We start from the raw sequence: 25379 nt of genomic DNA, 5'->3' as shown, positions 1-25379 counted from the left end.
CCCCCAGGTTCGTATGTCGGCTGCGGGTCGGCTGTGGCTGGTCGCGCAGTTCCCCGCGCCCCTCGGGGGGCTGCGCCCCCCAACCCCCCAGGTTCGTATGTCGGCCGCGGGCCGGCCGTGGCTGGTCGCGCAGTTCCCCGCGCCCCTCGGGGGGTCCCGTCGTATCCCACCTGCCCGTGGCGGAGCCGCATGTTGATGCAGCCGCGTGCCCCTTACGGGGCCTCCTGCTCCGGTTCCAGGGGTGGGGTGGTGACGCAGCCGTGGGTCTGGCACTCGGGGCGTGTGCAGTCCGGTGGCGGGCGGCGGACCGTCGCGAAGGCGATCGCCGCGCCCGCCACGAGCACCGCCGCGCACAGCGGCATCGCCCGCTCGAACGCGTCGTCGAAGGCGGCCGCAGACCGGTACGCCTCCTCCCCCATCCCCACGAGCAGCGGCAACGCGGCCACCGCCACGAGCCCGGCCGCGCGGGCCGCCGCGTTGTTGATCCCGCTGGCCAAGCCCGCCCGCGAGGTGTCCACGGAGGCGAGCACGGTCGCGGTGAGCGGCGCGACCAGGGTCACCATGCCGAGCCCGAGCACGAGCAGCGCGGGCAGCACGTCCAGGACGTACGACGCGTCCACGCCCACCCGCAGCATCAGCAGCATCCCGGCCGCGCACAACAGCGGGCCGACGGTGAGGGGGATGCGCGGGCCGATGCGCCGGGCGAGGTCGCCCGAGCGGGCCGACAGCAGCAGCATCAGGGCGGTGATGGGCAGCAGCGCCGTACCGGCTCCCAGCGCCGAGTAGCCGGAGACGACCTGCAGCTGGACCGCGACGAGGAAGAAGAAGCCGCTGAAGGCCGCGTACACGCACAGGGTCACCACGTTGACCGCCGTGAACTGCCGAGACGCGAAGATGTCGAGCGGCATCATCGGATCGGGCCGCCGCCGCTCGACGTACACGAAGGCGATGCCCGCCACGACGCCCGCTACCGCCGTCCCCGCGACGACGAGAGAGCCGCCGCGGGCCTCGATGAGGGCGTAGGTGACCAGCGCGAGCGCGAGTGCGCCGAGGGCCGCGCCCAGCACGTCGAAGCCGCGCCCGTGGGCCTGCCCGTCCTTCGACTCCGGTACGTGGCGCACGGCGATCGGCGCGCACAGCAGCGCGAGCGGGACGTTGAGCAGGAACACCCAGCGCCAGCCGGGACCGTCCACCAGCCAGCCGCCCATGAAAGGGCCGACCGCCGCGCCGACGCCGCCGAACCCCGACCACAGGCCGACGGCCTTCGCCCGGTCGTCGGGGTGGAACGACGCCTGGATCAGGGCGAGCGAACCGGGCGTGAGCAGCGCACCGCCGATGCCCTGAAGGGCGCGGGCCGCCACCAGCATCCCCGCGTTCGGCGCGAGCCCGCACAGCAGCGAAGCCACCGCGAACCAGATCACGCCGACGACGAAGACCTTCCGGCGGCCGAAGCGGTCGCCCAGGGCGCCGCCCAGGAGGATCAGGCCGGCGAGCGTGAGCGTGTACGCGTTGACGGTCCACTGGAGGGCGGCCAGGTCCGCGTCCAGATCGCGGCCGATGCGCGGCAGCGCGACGTTCACGACCGTCGAGTCCAGCAACGCCATGCTCGAACCGAGCACCGTGGTCAGCAGGATCCACTTCCCCGTGGGGGTGGAGATCCTGACGGCCGGGTTCTCCTGCGGAGGGGCAGCCATACCCGGAGCATACGGAAGGGCCCGGCACCCGGGAGGGTGTCGAGCCCTTCACGTACGGACTACGGACCTGGCATCCCAGGACCTGACATCAGGACCTGGCCACGGACCGCGTGTTACTTGATCTTCGTGCCCGTGGAGCGCAGGTTCGAGCAGGCCTCGGTGACGCGCGCGGCCATCGACGCCTCGGCGAGCTTGCCCCAGGTCCGCGGGTCGTAGGTCTTCTTGGAACCGACCTCGCCGTCGACCTTCAGGACGCCGTCGTAGTTCTTGAACATGTGGTCGGCGACGGGACGCGTGAAGGCGTACTGGGTGTCGGTGTCGATGTTCATCTTGACGACGCCGTTCTCCAGGGCGGTCGCGATCTCCTGCGCGGTGGAGCCGGAGCCGCCGTGGAAGACGAAGTCGAACGGCGACGGCTTGCCGAACTTGGCCGCGACACCCTCGTCCAGCTCCTTCAGGAGCTCGGGGCGCAGGACGACGTTGCCCGGCTTGTAGACGCCGTGCACATTGCCGAAGGACGCGGCCAGCAGGTAGCGGCCCTTCTCGCCCAGGCCGAGGGCCTCGGCCGTACGGATCGCGTCGTCGACCGTCGTGTAGAGGGAGTCGTTGATCTCGTGGGAGACGCCGTCCTCCTCGCCGCCGGTCGGGGTGATCTCCACTTCGAGGATGATCTTCGCGGCGCGGGCGCGCTCCAGGAGCTCCTGGCCGATCGCGAGGTTGTCGGCGAGGGTCTCCGCCGAGCCGTCCCACATGTGGGACTGGAACAGCGGGTTCTGCCCGGCCTTGACGCGCTCCTCGGAGATGGCCAGCAGCGGACGCACATACCCGTCGAGCTTGTCCTTCGGGCAGTGGTCGGTGTGCAGCGCGACCGTGATGTCGTACTTGGCGGCGACGATGTGCGCGAACTCGGCCAGCGCGGTCGCGCCGATCACCATCTCCTTGTTGTGCTGGCCGCCCAGGAACTCCGCACCACCGGTGGAGATCTGGATGATGCCGTCGCTCTCGGCCTCCGCGAAGCCGCGGAGCGCAGCGTGCAGGGTCTGCGACGAGGTCACGTTGATGGCCGGGTAGGCGAACTTGCCTGCCTTCGCCCGGTCGAGCATCTCGTTGTAGACCTCGGGGGTTGCGATGGGCATCTGTCCGCTCCTTGTATGTGCGGTGGCGTTGTGCTTACTGCCCTGACCTAGGGGGCGACGTCATCGTCGTCCCCATCTTTCCAGACTTGACCCGATGCTCCAGCCCTGGGCGTCAAGGGTCCAGAGGGCCGTACGCCCCGGGGGCGACAGGGCGTACGGACTCAGGCCGGCGGCCTCCGGTCAGTCGAGGCCCAGTTCGCCTCAGTCGAGGCCGAGTTCGTCCTTCGAGTACGCGAAGAGGTACGGAACTCCGGCCCCCTCGGTGATTTTTTCGGCGGCGCCGGTCGCGCGGTCGACGATCGTCGCGACGGCGACCACCTCGGCCCCGGCCTCGCGCACGGCCTCGACCGCGGTGAGCGGGGAGCCGCCGGTGGTGGAGGTGTCCTCGACGACCAGGACCCGGCGGCCCTCGATGGCCGGGCCCTCCACGCGGCGCTGCATGCCGTGCGCCTTGGCGGCCTTGCGGACGACGAACGCGTCGAGCCGCCGGCCGCGCGCGGCGGCCGCGTGCAGCATCGAGGCGGCCACCGGGTCGGCGCCCATGGTGAGCCCGCCCACGGCGTCGAAGTCGAGCTCGGCCGTCAGGTCGAGCAGCACCTGACCGACCAGCGGCGCGGCCTCGCCGTCGAGGGTGACCCGGCGCAGGTCCACGTAGTAGTCGGCCTCAAGACCCGAGGAGAGGGTCACCTTGCCGTGCACCACGGCCTTGTCCTTGATCTGCTGCAGCAGCGCGCCGCGTACGTCACTCATGCGAGTCAGCTTAGGCGCGCCCGCCACCACGTCCAGGCGGCCGTGGTCAGGGGCGCCGCCACGTCCACGTGGTGGACGCTTCCAGGGGCTCGATGGGGGTGACCAGGCGGGGCAGGGTGGTGAGCCCGTTGGGCGGGCCGGTCTGCGGCTCCACGCACACGGCCGCCTCCTGCTCGTCGTACACGACGACCCACTCCTCGCGACTGGCCACCTTGAGCTCCAGCTGCCCCGGCCAGGTCAGAGTCACGTCGACCCCGCCCGGCATTCCGAAGCAGTCGTCCCAGGGGCCGGGCTTCGGGTCGATCTGCCGGCCGGTGGGCAGATGGTCGTCGCCGCGCTCCTCCTGCCAGGCGGCGCTGAAGTCGATGCGTACGTCGTCGCCGCCGAGGTTGCGGTTGAACCACGGGTGCCAGCCGATCTGCGCCGGGAAGGAGTCGTCGTACGTCTCCACGGCCATGGTCAGCGTCAGCGTGTCCTCGGTCAGCGTGACGACCTGGGTGACACGGCCCGCGTACGGCCAGGGGTCGACGAGGTCGTACGTGATCACGGCCTCGCGCTCGCTCGTACGTGCCGTGCGCCAGGCCCCGTCGCGGGCGGTGCCGTGGATGGCGTGCGGCGGGGAGTTGAGGGGCAGCTCGTGCACGGTGGCGCCGTTCAGGAAACGGCCGTCCCGGACGCGTCCGCACCACGGGACCATCGGGAAGCAGCCGAACTTCTCGCCTTGGCGCAGCAGTTCGAGCCCGCCGACCCGCAGCCCCCCGACCCGTCCGCCGTTCCCCGGCCGCACGGTCACCTCCGCGTCGCCCGCGGTCAGCGTGATGTCTTCGTCACTCACGGGAAGACCCTACTGGGCTGCGGAACGGAACGATCAGCGGCGTCGGCGCAGGACGCGGCTCACGACGATGGCCGAGGCCAGGACGAAGGCGGCGGCGGGGGCCGCCCAGCGCAGGGTCGCGCTGTGGGACACGGCCTCGGGCGCGGGTGTCGGCGCGTACCGCCCGCGCGGTGGCGCGTGGTCGACCTCCTCCGCGCTCCGGCCGATCATCGTCCGCCGGGCGTGCGCCGCCTCGGCGGGCGGTTCCGCGTCCGCGTCCGCCTCCTCGAAGCCGCCCTCGAAGTCGCTCTCGTCGTAGGAGGCGAGGGCCGGGGGCGGAACCTCGGTCTCGGAGAGGGAGGGTTCCTCGGCGGCCGCGGATTCGGAGTCCTGGGCGCCTTCGGGCGGCGCGACAGCCGCTTCTTCAGCCTCTCCCGCCTCTTTCGCCTCTTTCGCCTCCTGATCGGAGGCGGCGGCGATGTTCTCCGCGAATCGGTTCAGCAACCGCGTACTCGCCGAGGCCACCGCGTCCACGGGCAACTCCGCGATCCGTCCGTCGGCCGTGGCCGTCCCGTCGAAGGCGAACGTCGAGCCGCCCTCCGCCGGGCGGAGCGACAGTGTGAGCGCGAGCTTCACGGAGCCACTGCCACGGGCCTCGGTCGCGTCGCCCGCAACGGAGTAGGTCCCGTCGTCCTGCCCGGCGACCTGGAGCGTCCCGCGATACGTGATGGTGTGGCCGCCCACTCGCACCTTCAGCCGCCCGGAGACGGGTGCCGTCCCCGCCTCCTGCTGGAGCCCGGGCACCGCCCGGGCCACCCGCGCGGGATCGGCGAGGGCTTCCCGAAGACGTTCGGCGGCAACCGGAACGAACACCTCATGCTCCATGTCTGCCGAGCCTACCCAGCAAGTCCCGACCCGCACCTCCCCTATCAAGGGATTCCCCGTACGGAGGGCAAGCAGGCGCCCTTCAGTGGCACGGGGAACTACAGCGCGCCCCGTCAGGGGCGCGGGGAACGGCGCGACCAGCCACGGCGGGCCCGCAGCCGAAAGACGAACCCGGGGGTCTGGGGGCGCAGCCCCCAGGGATGGGACGGGTAGGGGCGGCGGGGGCGAGAAACCGCCGGATCAGCGCCAGCCGGCATACCGCGGATGCCCCGTCAGGGGCGCGGGGAACTGCGCGACCAGCCACAGCCGGCCCGCACCCGAAATGCGACCCCGGGGTGGTGGGGGCGCAGCCCCCAGGGATGGGACGGGTAGGGGCGGCGGGGGCGACAAACCGCCGGATCAGCGCCAGCCGGCATACCGCGGATGCACCAGCGTGGACACCGGCACCCCCGGCGGCCGCGCCCCCTCCGCCGACCACACACCCCCCGGCAGGGACGGCGCCGCACGGCCCGCAAGCACGAACCCCCACTCGCCCGGCACCCGCGACGGACCCGCCGCCGCGTGGTCGGGACCCGCCGCCGTGTGGTCGGGACCCCCCGCGAACCCGGAATCGCGGCCACCGACCCGGTACGGCACGCTCCGCAGCCCAGCCGCCCGCACCGTCGCGTCGACGGTCCAGAAGACCCGCGGCCGCGAAGCCACCGGCCCCGCGTGCACGACGAGCCGGCCGTCCACCGCGAGAACTCGCCGGGCAAGGCCGTAGAACTCCTGCGAGTACAGCTTCGTACTGGCCGTGATCCCCGGATCCGGCAGATCGGAGACGATGACGTCGTACGTGCCCCGTGTCTGCCGCAGCAGGGCGAAGGCGTCGGCGGTGACGACCCGCACCCGCGGATCCCGGTACACGTGCTCGTTCAGCGCGGACAGCGCCGGGTCGCGGCGCGCCAACCGCACGACGGCCGCGTCGGGTTCGACGACATCCACCCGCCGAACGCCCGGGTGCCGCAGCACTTCGCGCACGGAGAGCCCGTCCCCGCCACCGAGGACGAGCACGCGCGCATGCGGCCCGTTGTCCATCGCCGGGTGCACCAGCGCCTCGTGGAAGCGCCGCTCGTCACGCCCGCTGATCCGCAGCCGCCCGTCGAGGAAGAGGTGGAAGTGCCGGCCGTCCGCGCCCCCGGTGATGACGATCTCCTGTACGTCCGTCCGCAGCGCCACCCGAACGTCCTCGCCGTACACGGCTTTCCGCGCCGCCCGCTCGAAGTCGTCGACGAGGACGGCGGCCGAGGCGAGCGTCCCGAGTACGACGACGTTGGCGAGGACCAGCAACCGCCGTCCGCGGCGGGTCAGGTCCTGCCGGAACAGACCGAGGACGAGCGCGCCGCCCGCGACCGCGTTGACGGTCCCGGTCATCAGCGCTCCGGTCAACTGCCCGAGCAGAGGCAGCAGGAGGAAGGGAAAGGCGAGTCCACCGACCAGCGCGCCCACGTAGTCCGCGGCGAACAGATCCGCCACGGCCCCGCCCGCGTCCTGGCGCCGGACCCGCTGGATCAGCTCCATCAGCAGGGGCACTTCGGCACCGATGAGCAGCCCGATGGCGAGCGAGAAGCCGACGAGCAGCCAGCGGGAGCCGCCCTCCCACATCCCGCCCCAGCCGCCGGTCCAGGCGAACGCGGCGTACAGGGCCATCGCGCTGCACCCGCCGACCAGCGCGAGCAGCGCCTCGATCGCGCCGAAGCCGGCCGCGGCGCGGCAGCGCAGCCGCTTGGCGCCGAGCGAGCCGATGCCCATCGCGAAGACCATCACGGACAGGACCACGGAGGCCTGGGTGACGGAGTCTCCGATCAAGTACGAGGCGAGGGCGACCAGTTCGAGTTCGTACACGAGTCCGCAGGCCGCGCAGGTGAAGGCACCGGCGAGGACGAAGAACCGCCCGAGGGACGGTCTGACGGGCAGCCGCGCCGGACCCGCACCACTCCAGGGCGGCGGAACACCGGGCGGGGCCGGCGCGTGCGGCTCGATCATTCCGCGAACGCTACGTCACGCCTCCGGCCCACTTTGTCACCCACACGTGTGGAACTTCAGCCCCCGACGCATACTGCGGCGCTATGCCGGCGCAGGCGCGGGCGCCGCCACTCTGGCCCCAACTCGCGTACGCGTGGCCACCAGTTGGCCCTCCTGCGGATACGCGTGCCATGTCCGCCAGTGCATCTGACCCTCGTGCCACTGGGCGAGCATCGCGGTGAACGCGTGCGGGCTGCCGGGGAAAACGCCCGCCAGGCCCTTGGGGTGGTCGGCCACCAGCGCCAGCAACTCCTGTGCGCGCCCCGCGAATGAGCCGCGCGACAGCGTTTCGACGCGCGCCGCGAACTCGTACTCCCAGTCACCGATGCGTTTCGCGACGCCGAGCGGCAGGGGCGTACTGCTGCCCGGAATACAGGCGACGGTTTCCGAGCAGATGCCCTGGCGCTCCTCCAGGAGCACCTGGTGGGACGCGCCCAGCAGTCTCAACTGGAGCTTCGCGCCGGAGAGTTCGAGATCGAGGGTGGCGAGGGCGGGCAATGGTTCGCGCCCCAGGGCCCAGGCGAGATCGGCCGCACGCGTGTCGGTATAGGCGGTTGTGAGGGTCGTGAGCATGGGTCGGCTCCGCAGGCACGCAAAGAGTGAGTGGATTCGTCGCACCCCGTCGGCGCCGGGAAAACGCCCGGCCTGCCTGGTCAGAATGATTTTCGGGGTCTGCGGTGGGGGACTACGAGGGAATCATGAACGGCGCGTCCGCCACAGCATTTTTACCCATCTTCGTGCGATTTCCATCCCCCCGAGGGCTCAACAGCTCAACTGTTCAACCAGGGAGTGAACCCCTGTTGCCGAATGCGCCCCCAGTGCACCGCGCGCCCCCAACACCCCACACCCCGAACACGCCAACGGCGAAGCGCCCGCCGGGAGATGGCCCCGGCGGGCGCTTCGTGGTGCCGGACGGTCCGGATGCGGGCCCCCGGCGGACCAGCTGCCCCGTGTCAGCTGCCTCCGCCACCGCATCCTCCCCCGCCGCCCCCGCAGGACGACCCGCCTCCGCAGGACGAGCCGCCGCCGCACGAGCTTCCGGACGAACCGCAGGACGCGCCGCCGCTGCCTCCGCCTCCGGCCGCCCACCAGCCGCCCGTGCCGCCGCTCCGGGAGTGGCCGCGCGAACGCGCACGCGCCCTCCTGGTGTCCGTCCTCGCGGCGGCCACGATGCCGATGACGAGGACTATGCAGACTGCCGCCAGGATGAAGCCCATAACCATGACGTCACCCTCCTTTCGTTCCCCCGAAGCGACCCCCCGTGGGCCATTGCTTCTCGCCTGTGCTTCTTGTGTGAAAGGGGGATGCCCCCGCCCGCCGAAGGCCAAAGCAGAGTTGAGGAACTCCAGAGGTTGCGCGCAGGATGGCCGCCATGACCTCCAGCGCACGCCCGATCCTCAACCGCCGGCTCGCCGAGTTCGGGACGACGATCTTCGCCGAGATGTCGGCCCTCGCCCTGAGCACCGGTTCGATCAACCTCGGCCAGGGCTTTCCCGACACCGACGGCCCGGAGGAGATCCGCGAGGCGGCGGTGCGGGCGCTGCGCGACGGCCGCGGCAACCAGTACCCGCCCGGCCCCGGCATCCCCGAGCTGCGCACGGCGATCGCCGCGCACCAGGAGCGCCGGTACGGACTGACGCACGACCCCGACACCGAGGTCCTCGTCACGGCAGGCGCGACCGAGGCGATCGCGGCGGCGCTGCTCGCCCTGCTGGAGCCCGGCGACGAGGTGATCGCCCTTGAGCCGTACTACGACTCGTACGCGGCCTGCATCGCGATGGCGGGCGGCACGCGCGTTCCCGTGACGCTGCGCCCGAGCGAGCGCTCGTTCCGGCTCGACCTGGACGAACTGCGGGACGCGGTCACCGACCGCACCCGCCTCCTCCTGATCAACACCCCGCACAACCCCACCGGCACCGTCCTCACCCGCGAGGAGCTCACCGCGATCGCCGAGCTCGCCGTGGAGCGGGATCTGCTCGTGGTCACCGACGAGGTGTACGAGCACCTGGTCTTCGACGAGGCCGAGCACATCCCGCTCGCGACCTTCCCCGGGATGCGAGAGCGCACGGTCACCATCGGCTCCGCGGGAAAGTCGTTCTCGTTCACCGGCTGGAAGGTCGGCTGGGTGACGGCGGCGCCCGCGCTGGTCTCGGCGGTCCGCTCGGCGAAGCAGTTCCTGACGTACGTCGCCTCGGGACCCTTCCAGTACGCGGTCGCCGAGGCGCTGACGCTGCCCGACACCTACTTCACCGCCTTCCGGGAGGACATGCGGGCCAAGCGGGATCTGCTCAGTGCCGGACTCGCACAGGCGGGGTTCGAGGTGTTCCGGACGGCCGGGACGTACTTCATCACCACCGACATCCGCCCGCTCGGCGAGAGCGACGGCTTCGCGTTCTGCCGCGCGCTGCCTGAACGGGCGGGCGTCGTCGCGATCCCCAACGCGGTCTTCTACGACCACCGGGAGGCGGGGGCACCGTTCGTGCGGTTCGCGTTCTGCAAGCAGACAGAGGTACTGGAGGAGGCCGTCAAACGCCTGCGCTCGCTCTGACATCGAGCCGGAGGCCGAGTCCGCCGCTTCGAAACATTGACACATCGTTGCGTTTTCACGACGCTTTGACGCGTGAGCCCAGTACGCCGCGGCGATAGCTCGCCCATCCACAACCGGCTCAAGGTGCTGCGCGCCGAACGCGGCCTCAGCCGCGCCGCGCTGGCCGAAGCCGTGGACGTCAACCCGCAGACCATCGGAGCCCTGGAGCGCGGCAACTACTACCCCAGCCTCGACCTCGCCTTCCGCATCTGCGAGGTCTTCGGGCTGCCGGTCGAGGCGGTGTTCAGCCGCCACCCCTTCGCACCGCTGTCCACGCAGCTCTACCAGCCCACGGAGGAATCCAGTGAGTCAGCCCAGCGCCCGCACTGACCTGGCGGGTCGCCGGGTTCCCGCGCACGTGAGGTACCGCCGCGCGGCCTCCGCGGCCATGGCGCTGCTGCTCGCCGGAATGCTGGTGTTCGCGCTCACCTCCGACGGCAACGCCTTCACGCACGCCCCCTGGATCCTGGGGCTGTTCCTGTGGCTGGTGCTGTGGGGTGTCCTGCGCTCCGGTACGCGGGCGATCGCCGAGCGTCCGGCAGAGCGGCTCGACGAGCGGGAGCGCGAGGTGCGCGACCGGGTCGGCTTCATCGGCTACCAGTTCGCGATCGCGTCCGGAATGGCCGTCGTCCTGATGCTCGTCGTCTTCCAGAACGACCGGGCGGTCCTCGACCGCGCCCCGGCGGTGCTGACCACCCTGATGCTCGCCGCGTCCGTGCTGCCGACCGTCATCCTCGGCTGGGCCAGGCCCGACGAGGAACTGGACGCCGACGACTGAGCGCCCTCAGCGACCTCAGCGCCCGCGGGCCTTGTTGTGCGCCACCACGGCGATGATCAGGGCGATGGCTATGGCGATGATCACGGCCGTACTCATGGAGTTCCTCCTGTGGTCCCTTGAAAGCACATGCTTGCCATTCTTACTTCTCCACACAATAGTGTTGTGAAAACACAACGACAAGTGATGTGCAAACGGCAAGAGCCCGGCCCGGGCACGCGACCTTGGTGGTCGGTGCCCCGGCCGGGCTCTCCTTCGTCCAGTAGCCGCGGGGACTACTCGTCGTCGGGCTTCTCCGCCTCGTTGATCTCCTGCTCCAGGCCGAGCTGCTCGACGAGCCACTTGTCGAACTCGATGGCGGCCCGCACCCAGCTGACCGTCGAGGACACGAAATGCTCCAGGCTGACGCCGGTGCCGATCAGCATCTGCGCCTCGCCGATCAGGCGGACCGTGCCGTCGTCGTGCGTGTGGCTGTAGACCTTGGGCCACAGCGTGCGCCGGTTCCAGTCGTCGATCGACTCGAGGAGCTGGGGCTTCTCGTCGATCTGGTGCGGCCGGTCGTAGAACGTCCGCACCGAGAAGACCTGCTGGTCCCCCTCACCACGGAACATGAAGTACGTACGGAACTGCTCCCACGGCGCCGCGAGGTCACCCTCGTCGTCGACGACGTACTTCAGCTCCATCTGGTCGAGGAGCTGCTTCACGAGGTCCTGATCCGGGACGACGGGGCCCGCCGGTCCACCGCTCTGCGGCTCGGGCTGGCCCCCGAAGTTCGGAATCGAGGACGGGTCGATGCTCACCGTGTTTTTCCCTTCGTACGGATTCCGCCATCCTCTCCCATGCGGGGCGGGGGGTGGCAACCCCCGACCCGCGCGGTTCGGCCGGTTCGGTGTCCGTTGGCCGGATCCCCCACGGGGATTCAGCTCACAGCGTTTTTCCGTGCCGGATCACAGCGTCTTCCCGGGCCGGATCACAGCTTTTTCGCGGTCCCGGAATCGGCGGTCGCCGCCCCCACGATCAGCTCGTCCCCGAAGCGGTCCACGCGGACCGTGTCGCCGTCCTTGACCTCGCCCGCGAGGATCTCCTTGGCGAGGCGGTCGCCGATCGCGGTCTGGACGAGACGGCGCAGAGGGCGGGCACCGTAGGCCGGATCGTTGCCCTCGTCGGCGAGCCAGGCCAGGGCCTCGTCGGTGACGTGCAGGCTGAGGCGGCGTTCGGCGAGGCGCTCCGCGAGGCGGTCGATCTGGAGCCGGGCGATCCTGGTGAGCTCGTCCTTGTCCAGGGCCGAGAAGACCACCAGGTCGTCGAGCCGGTTCAGGAACTCCGGCTTGAACGAGGCCCTCACCACCTCCAGCACCTGCTGCTTCTTCTCCTCCTCGCTGATGATCGGGTCGACCAGGAACTGGCTGCCCAGGTTCGAGGTGAGGACCAGAATCGTGTTGCGGAAGTCGACCGTGCGGCCCTGTCCGTCCGTGAGGCGCCCGTCGTCGAGCACCTGGAGCAGGATGTCGAAGACCTCCGGGTGCGCCTTCTCGACCTCGTCGAGGAGTACGACGCTGTACGGGCGGCGGCGGACCGCCTCCGTCAACTGGCCGCCCTCCTCGTAACCCACATAGCCGGGGGGCGCGCCGACCAGCCGGGCGACGCTGTGCTTCTCGCCGTACTCCGACATGTCGATACGCACCATCGCCCGCTCGTCGTCGAAGAGGAAGTCCGCGAGCGCCTTGGCCAGTTCGGTCTTGCCCACGCCGGTGGGGCCGAGGAAGAGGAAGGATCCGGTGGGCCGGTCGGGGTCCGCGATACCCGCGCGTGAGCGGCGTACGGCGTCCGACACCGCACGTACGGCCTCGGTCTGGCCGATGAGCCGGCGGCCCAGCTCGTCCTCCATCCGCAGGAGCTTCTGCGTCTCGCCCTCGAGGAGCCGTCCGGCGGGGATGCCCGTCCAGGCGGCGACGACGTCCGCGATGTCGTCGGAGCCGACCTCCTCCTTCACCATCGTGTCCTTGGCGACCTCCTCCTCGGCCTCGGAGGCGGCCTCCAAGTCCCTTTCGAGGGCGGGGATCTCGCCGTAGAGGAGCTTGGAAGCGGTGTCGAAGTCGCCGTCGCGCTGGGCCCGCTCGGCCTGTCCGCGCAGTTCGTCGAGCCTCTCCTTCAGCTCACCGACGCGGTTGAGGGACTGCTTCTCCTTCTCCCAGCGGGCGGTGAGGCCGCGCAGCTCCTCCTCCTTGTCGGCGAGGTCGCGCCGCAGCTTCTCCAGCCGCTGCCGGGAGGCGGGGTCGGTCTCCTTGTCGAGCGCCAGCTCCTCCATGCGCAGCCGGTCGACGGCACGCTGGAGCTCGTCGATCTCGACCGGAGACGAGTCGATCTCCATACGAAGCCGGGAGGCGGCCTCGTCGACGAGGTCGATGGCCTTGTCGGGCAGGAAGCGGGAGGTGATGTACCGGTCGGAGAGCGAGGACGCCGCCACCAGCGCGCTGTCCGCGATCACGACCTTGTGGTGGGCCTCGTAGCGTCCCTTGAGCCCGCGCAGGATCGCGATGGTGTCCTCGACGGTCGGCTCGGCGACCAGCACCTGCTGGAAGCGCCGCTCCAGCGCCGGGTCCTTCTCGATCCGCTCGCGGTACTCGTCCAGGGTCGTGGCACCGACCATGCGCAGCTCACCGCGCGCGAGCATGGGCTTGAGCATGTTGCCCGCGTCCATGGCGGAGTCGCCGCCGGCGCCGGCTCCGACCACGGTGTGCAGCTCGTCGATGAACGTGATGATCTGCCCGTCGGAGTCCTTGATCTCCGCGAGCACGGTCTTCAGCCGCTCCTCGAACTCACCGCGGTACTTGGCACCGGCGACCATCGCGCCCAGGTCCAGCGCGACGAGCCGCTTGTTCTTCAGGGACTCGGGCACGTCCCCCTTGACGATCCGCTGCGCGAGCCCTTCCACGACGGCGGTCTTGCCGACGCCGGGCTCGCCGATGAGGACCGGGTTGTTCTTCGTGCGCCGGGACAGCACCTGCACCACGCGCCGGATCTCCTGGTCCCGCCCGATGACGGGATCCAGCTTGCCCTCGCGCGCGGCGGCGGTGAAGTCGGTCCCGAACTTCTCGAGTGCCTTGTACTGGCCCTCGGGATCGGCTGTGGTCACTCGGCGCCCTCCCCTCGCGTTCTGGAAGGCCTCCAGCAGCTTCTTCGCCGTGGCTCCCTGCTGGGAGAGTACGTCCCCGGTCTTGCCGCCCTTCGCGGCGATGCCGATGAGCAGGTGCTCGGTGGAGAGGTACTCGTCACCGAGGTCCTTGGCCCGCTCCGCCGCGTCGGCGATGACGGCGAGCAGCTCACGGTCGGGCTGCGGAGGGGCGACGGTGGAGCCGGTCACGCTGGGCAGCGCGCTCAGCACGCGTTCGGTACCGGTCCGCACGGCGACCTGGTCCGCCTCGACGGCGGCCAGCAGGTCGGTGATGTTCTCGTTGTCCTGCCCCTCGAGCAGCGCGAGCAGCAGGTGCGCGGGGGTGAGGTCCGGGTGCCCCTCGGACACGGCACGGTTGCTCGCCGTGTTGATCGCGTCCCGGCTCCTGTTGGTCAGCTCGGCGTCCACGTCTGCGCTCTCCTCCTCCTGGTCGGGCTCCGGCTTGACTGACCCAACCAACGTACACAAAGTTGAGTCTATTCCACTCAAGGGTCCGGAGGGAGGGGGCAGCGCCGAGCACGAGCGGGGCCGGGGTTAAGTTCCGGACCATGGCCTCGTACCCCGTGAACCCGCGCGATCCCGACGACTCGTACCTCGGGTTCTGGCGGGAACGCCATCTGTGCACCCTGACGACTCTCCGTCCCGACGGCACGCCGCATGTGGTGCCGGTCGGAGTTACATACGATCCGGAGGCCGGTCTGGCTCGGGTGATCGCCGACAAGTCGAGCGCGAAGGTGAGGAACGTGCTGGCCGCGGGGGCCGACGGGGCCCTGGCCGCCGTCTGCCAGGTGGACGGGCGGCGATGGGCGACGCTGGAGGGACGCGCGACGGTTTCCCCGGACCCCGGGCGGATCTCGGAGGCGGAGCGGCGGTATGCCGAGCGCTACGGGCGGACTCCGTCCCCCAACCCGTCCCGGGTGGTCATCGAGATCGAGCTGGCCTCGGCGATGGGCCGCGGCTGACGCCGCCCGACGCGAGGCCGGGCGATACGAGGCTGATTTCAGCCCTTGCGGAGACCGGTGGATAGGCTGAAATATCTCTGGAAACTGCAGCGGCGTCACCGTGTTCAGGTCACGGTGACGCCGCTGCGGGGGGAAGTACCTGCGCGATCTACTACGACGGGGGAATCGCGTCAGGCACTGCGGGGGGTGGCTGAGATGGTTCGTGCGTCCGGGGCTTCCGGCTCGACCAGCCGATGGTCGCGCTGATCGAGGTTCACAAAGATCATTCCGTACCGTATGGCACACCGCACGGGTTGCGGCGCGCCGCGGGGCCGCCGCAGGCACCGGTAGGCCCGCACGTCGTCGTCCTCGTCACGGGTCACCACGACCGGCTCGCCGAACACGGTCACCATCAACGAGTCACCGCTGTGGGGGATGGCGGTGACCAGGTCGATGAAGTGCCAGCCGGAGCGGTAGGCGGTGGCCATCTCGCGGCGGAAGGACCGGTCGTCGGGAGGAGTCGTCACGTCAGCTCCCGGCTTCGTCGCTCACGCCGCCCGACTGAGCGCTGTCACCGGCAGTCACGGTGTCCTCGGCTACCACAGGCCACTTGCTGTCCGCTCGAACGACAGTCTTCGCATCGGATGGGCCACTCAACGCTCCGAAGGCCACAACGGCGGAAAAAGCGGCAACAAGCACCGAGCGAAGCATTCTCTTATACATAGTCGGCTTCGTCCTCACTTGAAGGTCCCCTCGTTCCCCCGTCCGATAAGACGATGGCTCATTCGGGCACGTCATGGCCACACAATCGATGCATCATGTTCCTGCACGTTCAGGACCCTGGGGGGTGGAGATTTGACAACGAATCGGCCCAAAGCGACGCATCCCCATACGGTGACCGAACTGTGTGAGGCGGGCGGCCGGCTTTATGCCAACGCGCTGCGCATGGGACGCATCACACGGGTGGACGCCGACCCGGCCCCCTGCCTGATGGAACTGGCGCTGCTGCACCCCGATCCCGACGACCCGGACTGGCTGCGCCCCGTGCCCCCCGCGGTCGCCCTGGCGCAGCGACTCAACCCCATAGAGCACGAAATAGCCGAGCGCCGGCGGTGGTCAATCGAACTGTCCGATGCTTTCGAGCCGTTCATGGCGCTGAGCACCCAGGCCACGGCTGCCACCCACTCGATCACGGTGCTGGAGGGCAGCGACCGGATCAACGCCGCGCTCGACCTGGCCACGTCCCAGTGTCACACCGAGATGCTCACGGTCCAGCCCAGCAACCGTTTCTCCGAGCACACGATCATGCAAGGGCTGGAGCGCGACCGGGCGTTGATCGAGCGCGGCGTGCGCATCCGGACCCTGTACCAGCACACGGTCAGGTACAACCTCGAGCAACTCGCCTACGTGGGCCGGCTCGCGGACGGCAAGGTGGAGTACCGCACCATCGACGAGCTGGTGGAACGCCTCATCATCTGCGACGAGGCCGTCGCCTTCATCCCCACCCGCGACGACCAGAAGGTCGCCCTGGAACTTCGTCACCCGGGCCTCGTCCGCTACCTGATCAAGGTCTTCGAGTTCATGTGGGGCCGCTCGGTCCCCCTCAGCACCGGCGCCCCCTACGAAACCGCCCCCGACGGCATCACGGACATCCAGCACTCCATCGCCAAACTCCTCGTGGAGGGCCACGTCGACGAGGCGATAGCCCGCCGCCTGGGCATGAACGTGCGCACCTGCCGCGCCCACATAGCGAAGCTGGCCACCGCGCTGGGCAGCGGCAGCCGCGCACAACTCGGCTTCCTCATCGCACAGTCGGGGATCCTGGACCAGGATCATTGACCGCGGTGAGCGGCTGAAGTTCCGGCGAGCGAGGCGGGCCGTCCAGGCCCACCTGGGCGATACGGACGCCGAGTTGTGTACGGCTGGCGGCGCCCAGCGTCTCGGCGAGGCGGGCGATGTGGGCGCGGCACGTCCGGACGCTGATCCCCAACCGCTCGGCGACGACCGCGTCCTGGTGGCCCTCCGCCAGCAGCGCCGCGATGGAGCGCTCGCGGTGGGTGATGCCCTCGATGCCGGTGTCGGGGAGGGGGGCCGACAACGGGATCGCCAGGCGCCACAGGCGTTCGAAGACGGTCACCAGATAGTCGACCAGGGCCGGGTGGCGGAGCTCCAGCGCGATCGTGCGGTCCGTGTTCGCCGGGATGAAGGCGACCTTGCGGTCGAAGAGGATCAGGCGCTCGACGACCTCGTCGAGGGTGCGGGCCTCGGCCGCGTCGCCCATCAGCTCCATGTAGTTCAGCAGGCCCTGCCCGTGCCGGGCCACATGCGTGTAGAGGTCGCGCATCCGTACGCCCCGGCGCCGCAGCGCGAGCGCCCGCGGCAGGCCCTCGGCGAGTTCGTCCTCGCGGCGGATCCCGCCGGGCTGGACCGCCAGGACCTCGAACGTGCACGCCTCGGTCGCCTCGTCCATGGCGGCGCGGATACGGGGCAGGCCGTCGAGGACACGGATCGCGACGCCCTCGACGGGAGCCCGGGCGTGGTCGCCGAGCGCGGTGTACCACTCGAAGGCGGCGACCGCCGCGCCCATGCGCGACTGGGTCGAGGCGACGTGCTCGTGCATCTCGCGCAGCAGCCGCGTCATGACCTCCTGCGGCGAGGTCGGCACCAGCCACCCCATGTCGTCGGGATCGGGGTGCAGCAGCGCGAGCTCGACCAAACAGGGCACGGTCTCGGCGTCCTCACGGGACACCCGGCCGCGCCGTACGGCCCGGGAGTACACCCGGTCGCCGGCTTCGCACAGCCGGTCAGCACCGTGCGGATGCCCGTCGGTCCTGTGCTCGGCCATCTCCACCCCTGGTTCCAGCCCCGTTGCAGCGCAACTATGCGCGGAGCCATCCGGCTCCGCAACACGGTCTGGCCGCATTTGCCGACCTCAATGCCCCAGTACCTCAGGGATTGTCCCTACCTCCGCATGTCCCGTTGCACCAACATGACGGTGGTGAGGGCGCCGCGTGCGATGCATGGTGGGACACCCTCCCCGCCGACGCCGAGGCGCCGGTGCGCCACCCTGGCCGAATACCTTCCCTCGGCCGGAGCTCGCGCCGAGCACGCGCGAGAGACCGAAGTCCCGCGTGAGCTGGTCGAAATCCCCGGGTGATCGCCGCGTTACCTGCCACATCTACCGTCACGTCATGGCGGACATATTTGACGCATACGCGTTGGCCGACGCGTGGGACGAAATGTTTGAGCGGCCGGGTGAGGTCAGGACCGCCTACGAGCCGGTGCTGGCAGCACTTCAACCGATGGAATCGGCCGAACTGCGGTTCAAGGCCGACCAGATGGCACGCGCGTTCACGGACCGGGGCGTGACCTACGCCTTCGCGGGCGAGGAGCGGCCCTGGCCGCTGGATCTCGTGCCGCGGGTCCTGGACGCGCTGGAATGGGATCTGATCCAGCGCGGAGTCGCCCAGCGGGTCAGAGCGTTGGAGGCCTACCTCGCGGACGCCTACGGACCGTGCCGGGCCTTCGAGGACGGGGTGGTGCCCTGGAGACTCCTGCTCAACTCCGGGCACTTCCACAGAGCCGCGCACGGCGTGGAACCCCCAGGCGGCGTACGCATCCACGTCGCCGGCATCGATCTCGTACGCGACGAGGCGGGCGACTTCCGCGTTCTGGAGGACAACGTGCGGGTCCCCTCCGGGGTGTCGTACGTGATCGAGAACCGGCGTGCGATGACCCGGATCTTCCCCTCCCTCTTCGCCGAACAGCAGGTGCTGCCGGTCGACGGTTACGGGCAGCGCCTGCTCGCGGCACTGCGCGCGGCCGCGCCGGAGGGGATCGGCGACCCGCGCGTGGTCGTCCTCACCCCGGGCCCGAACAACGCCGCCTACTTCGAGCACGCCCTGCTGGCCCGGCTGATGGGCGTGCAGCTGGTGGAGGGGCACGATCTCGTGTGCCGCGGAAACCGCGTGTGGATGCGCACGACGCGCGGCGAGATGCCGGTCCATGTCGTATACCGGCGGCTCGACGACGACTTCCTCGATCCACTGCACTTCCGGCCGGACTCGGTGATCGGCTGCCCGGGCATCATGAGCGCGGCCCAGGCCGGGAACATCACACTCGCGAACGCGGTCGGCAACGGCATCGCGGACGACAAACTGCTCTACACCTACGTGCCCGACCTCATCCGCTACTACCTCGGCGAGGAACCGGTCATCCCCAACGTCGAATCGTTTCGCCCCGAGGAACCAGGGCAGTTGGAAGCGGTACTCGACCAGCTCGACAAGCTGGTCGTGAAACCCGTCGACGGGGCGGGCGGACAGGGCATCGTCATCGGACCGCACGCGGACAAGGCCACGCTGGATCGCGTACGCAAAGAGGTGATCGCCGACCCGCGCGGCTGGATCGCCCAGCGCCCCGTCGCCCTGTCCACCTCCCCCACCCTCGCGGGCGACCGGATGGCGCCGCGCCACATCGACCTGCGCCCGTTCGCCGTGAACGACGGCAGCGACGTGTGGGTCCTGCCGGGCGGGCTCACCCGGGTCGCGCTCCAGGAGGGCAACCTCATCGTCAACTCCAGCCAGGGCGGCGGTTCCAAGGACACCTGGGTGCTCGCCGAGGGGCCGGCGGGCGGGCCGCTCCCGGACGAGCCCGGTGCCGTACCGGACGTCGTCCCGCGCCAGCTCGGCCCCGACGGCGACCGCCCCGTCACCCAGGAAGGGGCGCAACAGCAGTGACGACCACAGGGCGGACGACCGCCGACGGAGCGACCACTGATCGAGGAGGTACGACCGTGAACGACGTGATCCTCTCCCGCATCGCCGAAGCGCTCACCTGGACGGGCCGGTACGTCGAACGGGCCGACGCCACCAGCCGCATCCTCGACGCCTATCTGCACCGGCTCCTGGAAGACCCCTGGCGGGAAGAGGACGTGGCCTGCCGCTCCCTGTACGCGATCCTCGGCGTCGACGCGGGAGCCCAACGCGTCGACATGCAGCAGGTGCTGGACCAGCTGGCCTTCGACGCGCGCTCGACCTGCTCCATCGAAGGAGCGCTCGGGGCCGCCCGTCTCAATGCCCGCAGTGCCCGCGAGGCGGTGTCCTCGGAGATGTGGGAGTGCCTCAACTCCACCTGGCACGCCCTCGCCGATCAGCGCATGACGGCCCGCCGCACGGGCCCGTACGCCTACCTGGAACTCGTACGCCGCCGGGCCGCGCTCTTCTTCGGTCTCGCCGACTCGACCATGAGCCGGGACGACAGCTGGCGTTTCGTGGTCCTGGGCCGGAGCCTGGAGCGCGTGGACATGACCGTACGGCTGCTGTCCGTACGTGTGCTGGACGCCGCCCACGCGCCCGACTGGCCGACGCTGCTGAGCGCGAGCGGAGCGGACGAGGCGTACGCGCGGGTGTACGGCGGATTCGGCGACACGGCCCGCGTGGCCGAGTTCCTCATCATGGACCGGGAGTTCCCGCGCTCGGTGCTGCACGCGCTGACCACGGCGGAGGAGTGCCTGGCGGCGCTCGGGCGCCCGCGCCAGGATCCGGCCCGCCGTCCGATCGGCCGGATGCGCACCCGCCTGGAGTATCTGGACTCCACCGCTCTGGAGGACGTACTCCCTTCCCTGCTGCGGGAGTTGCAGACGTCCTGCATGGCCTCCGCCGAGGCGGTCACGGAGAGGTTCTTCCCGTACCAGGGGCCCGTCGAGTGGGCCCAGGAAGGAGCGTGAGCACGCCATGACGCGCCGACTCCGCATCCGGCACACCACGAAGGTGTCGTACGCCCAGGCAGCGGTCTCCTCCCACAACGAGGTCCGCATGACACCACTGACGCTCCCCAGCCAGACCACGCTGGACGCCCGCGTCCTGGTGAACCCGTCCACCCCGACCTGGTCGTACTGGGACTACTGGGGCACCCAGGTCACCGGCTTCGACCTGATGGAACCGCACGCGGACCTGACGATCACGGCGGTGAGTCTGGTGGAGACGGCTCCGCCGGACGCGCTTCCCGCGGCCCCCGCCTGGACCGAGGTGGCCGCCCGGGTCGAGACCTCCCGCCTGCTGGAGTACGTGGCCCCGACCTCACGTACGGCCATGCCCGACGCACTCGTCGAACGGGCCCGTGCGGCCGCGTCCGGCCTGGACCCGCACGAGACGGCGGTGGCGGTCTCCTCGATGGTCGCCGACCAGGTGTCGTACATCCCGGGCTCCACCGGCGTGAACACCAGCGCCGGCGAGGCCTGGGAGCAGGGCGCGGGCGTCTGCCAGGACATCGCCCATCTCACGGCGGGCCTGCTGCGCGCCCTCGGCCTGCCCACCCGCTATGTCTCCGGCTATCTCCACCCCGAGCGGGAGGCGGAACTCCACCGCCCCGTCGCCGGCCAGAGCCACGCCTGGGTCGAGTACTGGGCGGGCGACTGGACCGGCTACGACCCCACCAACCGCGTCCGCGCCGACGAGTCCCACGTCGTCGTGGGCCGGGGCCGTGACTACGACGACGTCACCCCGCACAAGGGGGTGTACCGGGGCGTGGCCGGAGGGCCACCGGAAGTGACGGTGGAGTTCACGCGGGTGGCGTGAAGCGCCGGGGAGCCGGACGGAACGACGGCGGATGCGGCGCGGCAGACGTGGTGCAGGGACGGGCGAGCGGGCACATCCTGGTACTAGCCGAAACTTGCGGTTCCGGAGGTGATCGCGATGATGCACACCACTGTCGGATGGCATGTCGAGCTGGAATTCGAGGAGGACAGCCACCGCACCCGCGCCGCCGCCCTCGTACGACTCCCCGACGGGAGCGAGGTACGGTCCCACGGGTACGCCAACCGCCACCCTTCCGACGCCAACCAGCCGAGAGTGGGCGAGGAGGTCGCAGGAGCCAGAGCCCTCAACGAACTGGCCATGAAGCTGCTGACCAAGGCCCACGACGAAATCGACGACGCGTCGGGCCGGACGTCCCATCCGCTGACCACATGACCCACTGATCCAGAGGACGTCGCCCGGGGCCGGCCACCGGGCGCCGCTCCGGTGTGCCTGGGGCCCGCCCCGGCCCCGCCTCAGCAGGGGCGGGGGCAAGGGCGAGGGCAGGGGCAGGGCAGGACTCCTACTTCAGCCCGATCTCCGCGCACGCCGACTCGTACTTCGCCGTGCAGATGTCGGAGATCTTGTAGATGCCGTCGTCGATGACCGTGTCCTCGATGGTGTCCTTCGTCAGCCGGGAGACGGAGACGAGGTGGGAGGGGATGTTCTCGGTCGTCGGGCTGTCCACCTTGTCGCGGGTGAGGGCGTCGAACTCGATGCCGTGGCCGCGGACCCGCGCCACCGCCAACTCGGCTGCCGCCTCGGCCTCTTCGGGGTACGGCTTGTAGACGCTCATGTACTGGTCGCCCGAGACGATGCGCTGCACGGCCTCGAGTTCCGCGTCCTGACCGGTGATCGGCGGCATCTCGGCGACGCCTGCCGCCTTCAGCGCGGAGACGATGCCGCCCGCCATACCGTCGTTGGCCGAGTACACACCGGCGATGTTCTCCACACCGAGGGACGAGATCGCGGCCATCATGTTGGCCCGCGCGTTCGACGGCTTCCACTCCTTGGTGTCGTACGACTTGGCGATCTGCACCTTGTTGCCGAGTTCCCTCTGGGCGGCCTGCTTGAACTGGGCCGCGTTCGGGTCCGTGACCGCGCCGTTCATCATGACGACCTTGTCGGACCCGCTCCCGCCGTCCAGGGCCTCGGCGAGAGCCTTGCCCTGAACCTCGCCGACCAGCTCGTTGTCGAACGAGACGTACGCGTCGATCGGGCCCTCGGCCAGCCGGTCGTACGCGATGACCGGGATCCCCGCGTCCTTGGCCTTCTTCACACCGCTCGCGATGCTGTGGGCGTCCACCGCGTCCAGCAGCACCACGTCGACCTTGTCGTCGATCATCTTCTGGAGCTGCCTGCTCTGCCTGCCGGCGTTCTGGTCGGCGTTGGCGTAGGCGACCTCGCCCTTGCCGTCGGTCAGTTCGTCGACCTTCTTCTTGATGATGGGGCGGTCGAACTTCTCGTACCGCTGGTTCGCCTTCTCCGGCAGCAGCAGTCCCACCGTGATGTCGTCGCCCTTGCCCGGACTCTCCTGCGCACTGTCTCCGCTGCCGTCGAGCACGCCACAGGCGGCCAGCGAAAGAGTCATGGTGGATGCGGCCACGGATATGGCCATACGACGTACACGGGTGTTCACTTCGGGTGCCTTCCGGACGAGAGCGCACTATCGCGACCCAGGTGACGGAAAGCCAACGCGGACGTTACTGACGCGTCAAGGAGTTGTGGCTAACGACATCACAACAGCACTCTCCGTGAGGGGTGTGAAGACAGGGAGGTGAAGGTCAGGAGGGTCTGAGGAGGGGGAGAGTCGCGAGGATCACGCGGGGACCACATGACGTTCACACGACATCTCGCGGCCTCCCGTATACGAGTTCGCGCGTACGGGTCAGTGGGGCACCTGTTCGGCCCCGTACGGATTGCGGCGGAGCGGCGCTCGGAAGTTGCTGGGACAAGACAGCTTGCCTCTGTCCCTGTCGCTGTCCCGATCTGCCCCTGTCCCGATCCCGCTGGAGCCCCCCATGCGCACGCTTTCCCGACGTCTCGCCCTCACTCCCCTCCTGGTGGCGGCGGCCTGCCTGACGGCCGCCGCACCCGCGTCGGCCGGCCCGCCCGCCGAACCACCCTCCCTACGCCCGGTCGCCGCCCCCGCTGCCGCCGCCGCTCCCGCCTCCTGCGACATCGACTCGTCCGATGTCACCGGCCTCCAGGAAGCGATCGACGCCTGCGTCCAGAGCCGGCTGGAGATGAGCCTCGGCGCCACCTCCCTGACGGCGGACATGATCGAGGCGGCGCTCGTCGAGATCGGTCCCGGGATCGGTCTCGAGGTCGGTCTGGAGATCGGTCTCCCCTGACCCGGTCGTGGGCAAGGACCGCCCGGGCCTGACAGTCTTGGACGGTCCGGGAGGCCCGGGACGTCCGGGCGGCCAGGGAATTCCAGGAGGTCCCGATGCGAAAGATCGTCCTGAGCATGTCCGTGTCCCTCGACGGTTTCTTCGAGGGGCCGAACCGCGAGCTCGACTGGCACATGGTCGACGACGAGCTGCACCGGCACTTCAACGAACGCAGCAAGGCGATGAGCGGCTTCCTGACCGGCCGGGTCATGCACGAGCTGATGGCGGGCTTCTGGCCGACCGCCGACCAGGACCCCGCGAGCCCGGAACCCGTACGGGAGTTCGCGGCCATCTGGCGGGACATGCCGAAGATCGTGTACTCCCGCACCCTGGACCTGGACCACACCGACTGGAACACGACCGTCGTGCGGGAAGTCGTCCCCGAGGAGGTCCGTGCCCTCAAGGACCAACCCGGCGGAGACCTCGGGATCGGCGGCGCCGAAATCGCCGCGGAGTTCCGCCGCCACGACCTGATCGACGAGTACCTGCTCTACGTCACGCCGGTCGTCCTGGGCCGTGGCCGCCCCCTCTTCCCGGACACAGGCGCCACCACCCGCCTCCGCCCCACCGAAACCCACACCTTCGGCAACGGCGTCGTCCTCCTGCGCTACGAGCGCGCCACAACCGGCTGAGGCTTCTCCGCCGTCAACCGCCCTCCGGCAGGAACTGCTTCGCCACCTTGGCGAACAGATCGCTCAGTTCGGGCGGCACCCCCATGAGCCGCGCCGCCTCCTCGGGGCTCAGCCGCAGTTGATCCCCACCGGCCGCGGGGCTCCCGCCGCCGGACACCGGAAGGTCGTCCTCGGTCAGCCGGCCCGAGCGGATGAGCATCTCGCGGAGCGGAACGCCGAGTACGGCCGCGACGCGCCGCATCGTCTCCAGGTCGGGCATCGACTGGCGTTGCAGCAGCCGGCTGACCGCGGCCCGGTGCACCCCCGCGTCGTCGGCGAGCTTCGAACGACCGCCGCCGCGCGGGCTGTCGATCTCGTAGCCGCGACCGCGCATCAGCTCCTCGATCCAGGCGGCGAACTCATCGAGCCCCTGGGCCCGGTAACTCTGGTCGGTACGGGCACCCGCCCGTGAGCTGGAACGCATGTCACCGCTCTCCCCTCGTCACGCGGACAGCGTACGGATCACGCACGCACCATCATGTGTGCGCGCTCGCGCGTAACTGTGGAGATTCGGCAACACCCCTCATCTCAGCGGCGATTGGCACCCTCGCGCGGACGTTCCGGGAGCCGGAGCCGGAGCCGGTGGCAGGCGGCGATGATCTCCTCCAAGTCGGCGACCGCCGCATGTACGCCCTCGGTCAGCAGGACGCCCGCCGGGTTGAGCAGGATCTCGTCGACGCCGGCGGTGCGGTAGCCCGCCAGCGTTGCCGCGATCTCCTCGGGTGTGCCGGTGACGACGACCTCGCCGCGCAGCAGTTCGGCGGCGGGGTCGGCCGCGTCGACGTCCACTCCCGCCCGCCGCGGCATGTCCGCGTAGTGCGGGGCGCGCAAATGCCCGCCCGCCGGGCCAGGGCCAGCCGGCGCGGGTCGCGGCCCGGCCTGCGGACGGCCACGTGGACCGCCGTCGCGATACGCGGGCGCG

At 70.3% G+C, this 25379-nt stretch carries 24 protein-coding genes and 1 pseudogene; 11 read left to right on the top strand and 14 right to left on the bottom strand.

Going from position 1 to position 25379, the window contains the following annotated elements:
* Positions 1-212: 212 nt before the first annotated feature.
* The 7 genes from FE633_RS43995 to FE633_RS43965 form a co-directional block, all read right to left on the bottom strand.
* The gene (locus FE633_RS43995) at positions 213-1694 is read right to left on the bottom strand and encodes an MFS transporter (protein ID WP_138050779.1); all 1482 of its coding nucleotides are present in this window, start codon (positions 1692-1694) and stop codon (positions 213-215) included.
* A 113-nt stretch (positions 1695-1807) separates the two neighbouring features.
* Positions 1808-2830 carry a class II fructose-bisphosphate aldolase gene (gene fbaA / locus FE633_RS43990; RefSeq protein WP_138050778.1) on the bottom strand — a complete coding sequence of 341 codons (1023 nt, stop codon included), beginning with the start codon at positions 2828-2830 and terminating at the stop codon, positions 1808-1810.
* Positions 2831-3031: 201 nt separating this feature from the next.
* On the bottom strand, positions 3032-3580 hold the full coding sequence (gene pyrE / locus FE633_RS43985; RefSeq protein WP_138050777.1) for an orotate phosphoribosyltransferase: 549 nt from the start codon (positions 3578-3580) through the stop codon (positions 3032-3034).
* A gap of 46 nt (positions 3581-3626) precedes the next feature.
* Positions 3627-4415, bottom strand: coding sequence for an aldose epimerase family protein (locus FE633_RS43980; RefSeq protein WP_138050776.1), 789 nt, complete (start codon positions 4413-4415; stop codon positions 3627-3629).
* Positions 4416-4448: 33 nt separating this feature from the next.
* Positions 4449-5279 (bottom strand): SRPBCC family protein, encoded by an 831-nt coding sequence (locus FE633_RS43975; RefSeq protein WP_138050775.1) that lies wholly within the window; start codon positions 5277-5279, stop codon positions 4449-4451.
* A gap of 399 nt (positions 5280-5678) precedes the next feature.
* The gene (locus FE633_RS43970) at positions 5679-7304 is read right to left on the bottom strand and encodes a polyamine aminopropyltransferase (protein WP_138050774.1); all 1626 of its coding nucleotides are present in this window, start codon (positions 7302-7304) and stop codon (positions 5679-5681) included.
* 81 nt (positions 7305-7385) lie between these two features.
* Complete coding sequence (locus tag FE633_RS43965; protein WP_138050773.1) at positions 7386-7916, bottom strand: DUF2617 family protein; 531 nt, start codon at positions 7914-7916, stop codon at positions 7386-7388.
* 790 nt (positions 7917-8706) lie between these two features.
* On the opposite strand from FE633_RS43965, the gene FE633_RS43955 reads away from it, so the two are divergent.
* The 3 genes from FE633_RS43955 (at position 8707) to FE633_RS43945 (ending at position 10708) form a co-directional block, all read left to right on the top strand.
* A complete protein-coding gene (locus FE633_RS43955) occupies positions 8707-9891 on the top strand; it encodes a pyridoxal phosphate-dependent aminotransferase (RefSeq protein ID WP_138050771.1) in 1185 nt (394 codons plus the stop codon).
* Positions 9892-9963: 72 nt separating this feature from the next.
* Positions 9964-10260 carry a helix-turn-helix transcriptional regulator gene (locus tag FE633_RS43950; RefSeq protein ID WP_138050770.1) on the top strand — a complete coding sequence of 99 codons (297 nt, stop codon included), beginning with the start codon at positions 9964-9966 and terminating at the stop codon, positions 10258-10260.
* Positions 10235-10708: a hypothetical protein gene (locus FE633_RS43945; protein ID WP_171060377.1), complete on the top strand. Its 474-nt coding sequence runs from the start codon at positions 10235-10237 to the stop codon at positions 10706-10708. Before FE633_RS43950 ends, FE633_RS43945 begins: the two co-directional genes overlap by 26 nt.
* 272 nt (positions 10709-10980) lie before the next feature.
* Here FE633_RS43945 and FE633_RS43940 read toward each other — a convergent pair whose 3' ends face one another.
* A complete protein-coding gene (locus FE633_RS43940) occupies positions 10981-11505 on the bottom strand; it encodes a YbjN domain-containing protein (protein ID WP_138050768.1) in 525 nt (174 codons plus the stop codon).
* A 170-nt stretch (positions 11506-11675) separates the two neighbouring features.
* A complete protein-coding gene (clpB, locus tag FE633_RS43935) occupies positions 11676-14288 on the bottom strand; it encodes an ATP-dependent chaperone ClpB (protein WP_138050767.1) in 2613 nt (870 codons plus the stop codon).
* 140 nt (positions 14289-14428) lie between these two features.
* Here clpB and FE633_RS43930 point away from each other — a divergent pair, with 140 nt between their 5' ends.
* Complete coding sequence (locus FE633_RS43930) at positions 14429-14842, top strand: pyridoxamine 5'-phosphate oxidase family protein (protein WP_119101611.1); 414 nt, start codon at positions 14429-14431, stop codon at positions 14840-14842.
* 170 nt (positions 14843-15012) lie between these two features.
* Here FE633_RS43930 and FE633_RS43925 read toward each other — a convergent pair whose 3' ends face one another.
* Positions 15013-15309 (bottom strand): Rieske (2Fe-2S) protein, encoded by a 297-nt coding sequence (locus FE633_RS43925; RefSeq protein WP_138050782.1) that lies wholly within the window; start codon positions 15307-15309, stop codon positions 15013-15015.
* 406 nt (positions 15310-15715) lie between these two features.
* On the opposite strand from FE633_RS43925, the gene FE633_RS43915 reads away from it, so the two are divergent.
* Positions 15716-16660 (top strand): helix-turn-helix transcriptional regulator, encoded by a 945-nt coding sequence (locus FE633_RS43915; RefSeq protein ID WP_425473318.1) that lies wholly within the window; start codon positions 15716-15718, stop codon positions 16658-16660.
* Here the strand turns inward: FE633_RS43915 and FE633_RS43910 are convergent.
* Complete coding sequence (locus FE633_RS43910; protein WP_171060376.1) at positions 16623-17666, bottom strand: helix-turn-helix transcriptional regulator; 1044 nt, start codon at positions 17664-17666, stop codon at positions 16623-16625. The two genes, FE633_RS43915 and FE633_RS43910, sit on opposite strands and share 38 nt — an antisense overlap.
* A 346-nt stretch (positions 17667-18012) precedes the next feature.
* Here FE633_RS43910 and FE633_RS43905 point away from each other — a divergent pair, with 346 nt between their 5' ends.
* The 4 genes from FE633_RS43905 (at position 18013) to FE633_RS43890 (ending at position 21789) form a co-directional block, all read left to right on the top strand.
* The gene (locus FE633_RS43905) at positions 18013-19557 is read left to right on the top strand and encodes a circularly permuted type 2 ATP-grasp protein (RefSeq protein ID WP_138050764.1); all 1545 of its coding nucleotides are present in this window, start codon (positions 18013-18015) and stop codon (positions 19555-19557) included.
* 56 nt (positions 19558-19613) lie between these two features.
* Complete coding sequence (locus tag FE633_RS43900) at positions 19614-20546, top strand: alpha-E domain-containing protein (protein WP_138050763.1); 933 nt, start codon at positions 19614-19616, stop codon at positions 20544-20546.
* A 7-nt stretch (positions 20547-20553) separates the two neighbouring features.
* Positions 20554-21396, top strand: coding sequence for a transglutaminase family protein (locus tag FE633_RS43895; protein WP_138050762.1), 843 nt, complete (start codon positions 20554-20556; stop codon positions 21394-21396).
* Positions 21397-21513: 117 nt separating this feature from the next.
* Entirely contained in the window at positions 21514-21789 is a 276-nt protein-coding gene (locus FE633_RS43890) for a DUF1876 domain-containing protein (RefSeq protein ID WP_171060375.1), read from the top strand.
* Positions 21790-21916: 127 nt separating this feature from the next.
* On the opposite strand, the gene FE633_RS43885 is transcribed toward FE633_RS43890, so the two are convergent.
* A complete protein-coding gene (locus tag FE633_RS43885) occupies positions 21917-23011 on the bottom strand; it encodes a substrate-binding domain-containing protein (RefSeq protein ID WP_138050780.1) in 1095 nt (364 codons plus the stop codon).
* A 403-nt stretch (positions 23012-23414) separates the two neighbouring features.
* Here FE633_RS43885 and FE633_RS43880 point away from each other — a divergent pair, with 403 nt between their 5' ends.
* Positions 23415-23747, top strand: a complete 333-nt coding sequence (locus tag FE633_RS43880; protein ID WP_138050760.1) for a hypothetical protein — start codon at positions 23415-23417, stop codon at positions 23745-23747.
* Positions 23748-23842: 95 nt separating this feature from the next.
* A complete protein-coding gene (locus FE633_RS43875; protein WP_138050759.1) occupies positions 23843-24418 on the top strand; it encodes a dihydrofolate reductase family protein in 576 nt (191 codons plus the stop codon).
* A gap of 13 nt (positions 24419-24431) precedes the next feature.
* On the opposite strand, the gene FE633_RS43870 is transcribed toward FE633_RS43875, so the two are convergent.
* Together FE633_RS43870 and FE633_RS43865 are read right to left on the bottom strand one after the other, a co-directional pair.
* Entirely contained in the window at positions 24432-24881 is a 450-nt protein-coding gene (locus tag FE633_RS43870) for a helix-turn-helix domain-containing protein (RefSeq protein WP_138050758.1), read from the bottom strand.
* A 104-nt stretch (positions 24882-24985) separates the two neighbouring features.
* A pseudogene (locus tag FE633_RS43865) lies at positions 24986-25379 on the bottom strand (5,10-methylene tetrahydromethanopterin reductase); the annotation flags it as partial.

Origin of the sequence: Streptomyces montanus (genome assembly GCF_005786655.1) — a bacterium.
Lineage (GTDB): Bacteria > Actinomycetota > Actinomycetes > Streptomycetales > Streptomycetaceae > Streptomyces > Streptomyces sporangiiformans.
This window is presented reverse-complemented; position numbering and strand designations above follow the sequence as displayed.

What these genes read in the sequence shown, in the direction of transcription:
- FE633_RS43885 (WP_138050780.1), bottom strand. Translation starts at nt 23,011, where the DNA reads ATGGCCATATCCGTGGCCGCATCCACCATGACTCTTTCGCTGGCCGCC.
- FE633_RS43910 (WP_171060376.1), bottom strand. Translation starts at nt 17,666, where the DNA reads ATGGCCGAGCACAGGACCGACGGGCATCCGCACGGTGCTGACCGGCTG.
- FE633_RS43965 (WP_138050773.1), bottom strand. Translation starts at nt 7,916, where the DNA reads ATGCTCACGACCCTCACAACCGCCTATACCGACACGCGTGCGGCCGAT.
- FE633_RS43975 (WP_138050775.1), bottom strand. Translation starts at nt 5,279, where the DNA reads ATGGAGCATGAGGTGTTCGTTCCGGTTGCCGCCGAACGTCTTCGGGAA.
- FE633_RS43905 (WP_138050764.1), top strand. Translation starts at nt 18,013, where the DNA reads ATGGCGGACATATTTGACGCATACGCGTTGGCCGACGCGTGGGACGAA.
- FE633_RS43880 (WP_138050760.1), top strand. Translation starts at nt 23,415, where the DNA reads ATGCGCACGCTTTCCCGACGTCTCGCCCTCACTCCCCTCCTGGTGGCG.
- FE633_RS43870 (WP_138050758.1), bottom strand. Translation starts at nt 24,881, where the DNA reads ATGCGTTCCAGCTCACGGGCGGGTGCCCGTACCGACCAGAGTTACCGG.
- FE633_RS43890 (WP_171060375.1), top strand. Translation starts at nt 21,514, where the DNA reads ATGATGCACACCACTGTCGGATGGCATGTCGAGCTGGAATTCGAGGAG.
- FE633_RS43930 (WP_119101611.1), top strand. Translation starts at nt 14,429, where the DNA reads ATGGCCTCGTACCCCGTGAACCCGCGCGATCCCGACGACTCGTACCTC.
- FE633_RS43970 (WP_138050774.1), bottom strand. Translation starts at nt 7,304, where the DNA reads ATGATCGAGCCGCACGCGCCGGCCCCGCCCGGTGTTCCGCCGCCCTGG.
- FE633_RS43925 (WP_138050782.1), bottom strand. Translation starts at nt 15,309, where the DNA reads ATGGCCACCGCCTACCGCTCCGGCTGGCACTTCATCGACCTGGTCACC.
- FE633_RS43875 (WP_138050759.1), top strand. Translation starts at nt 23,843, where the DNA reads ATGCGAAAGATCGTCCTGAGCATGTCCGTGTCCCTCGACGGTTTCTTC.
- pyrE (WP_138050777.1), bottom strand. Translation starts at nt 3,580, where the DNA reads ATGAGTGACGTACGCGGCGCGCTGCTGCAGCAGATCAAGGACAAGGCC.
- FE633_RS43895 (WP_138050762.1), top strand. Translation starts at nt 20,554, where the DNA reads ATGACGCGCCGACTCCGCATCCGGCACACCACGAAGGTGTCGTACGCC.
- fbaA (WP_138050778.1), bottom strand. Translation starts at nt 2,830, where the DNA reads ATGCCCATCGCAACCCCCGAGGTCTACAACGAGATGCTCGACCGGGCG.
- FE633_RS43995 (WP_138050779.1), bottom strand. Translation starts at nt 1,694, where the DNA reads ATGGCTGCCCCTCCGCAGGAGAACCCGGCCGTCAGGATCTCCACCCCC.
- FE633_RS43955 (WP_138050771.1), top strand. Translation starts at nt 8,707, where the DNA reads ATGGCCGCCATGACCTCCAGCGCACGCCCGATCCTCAACCGCCGGCTC.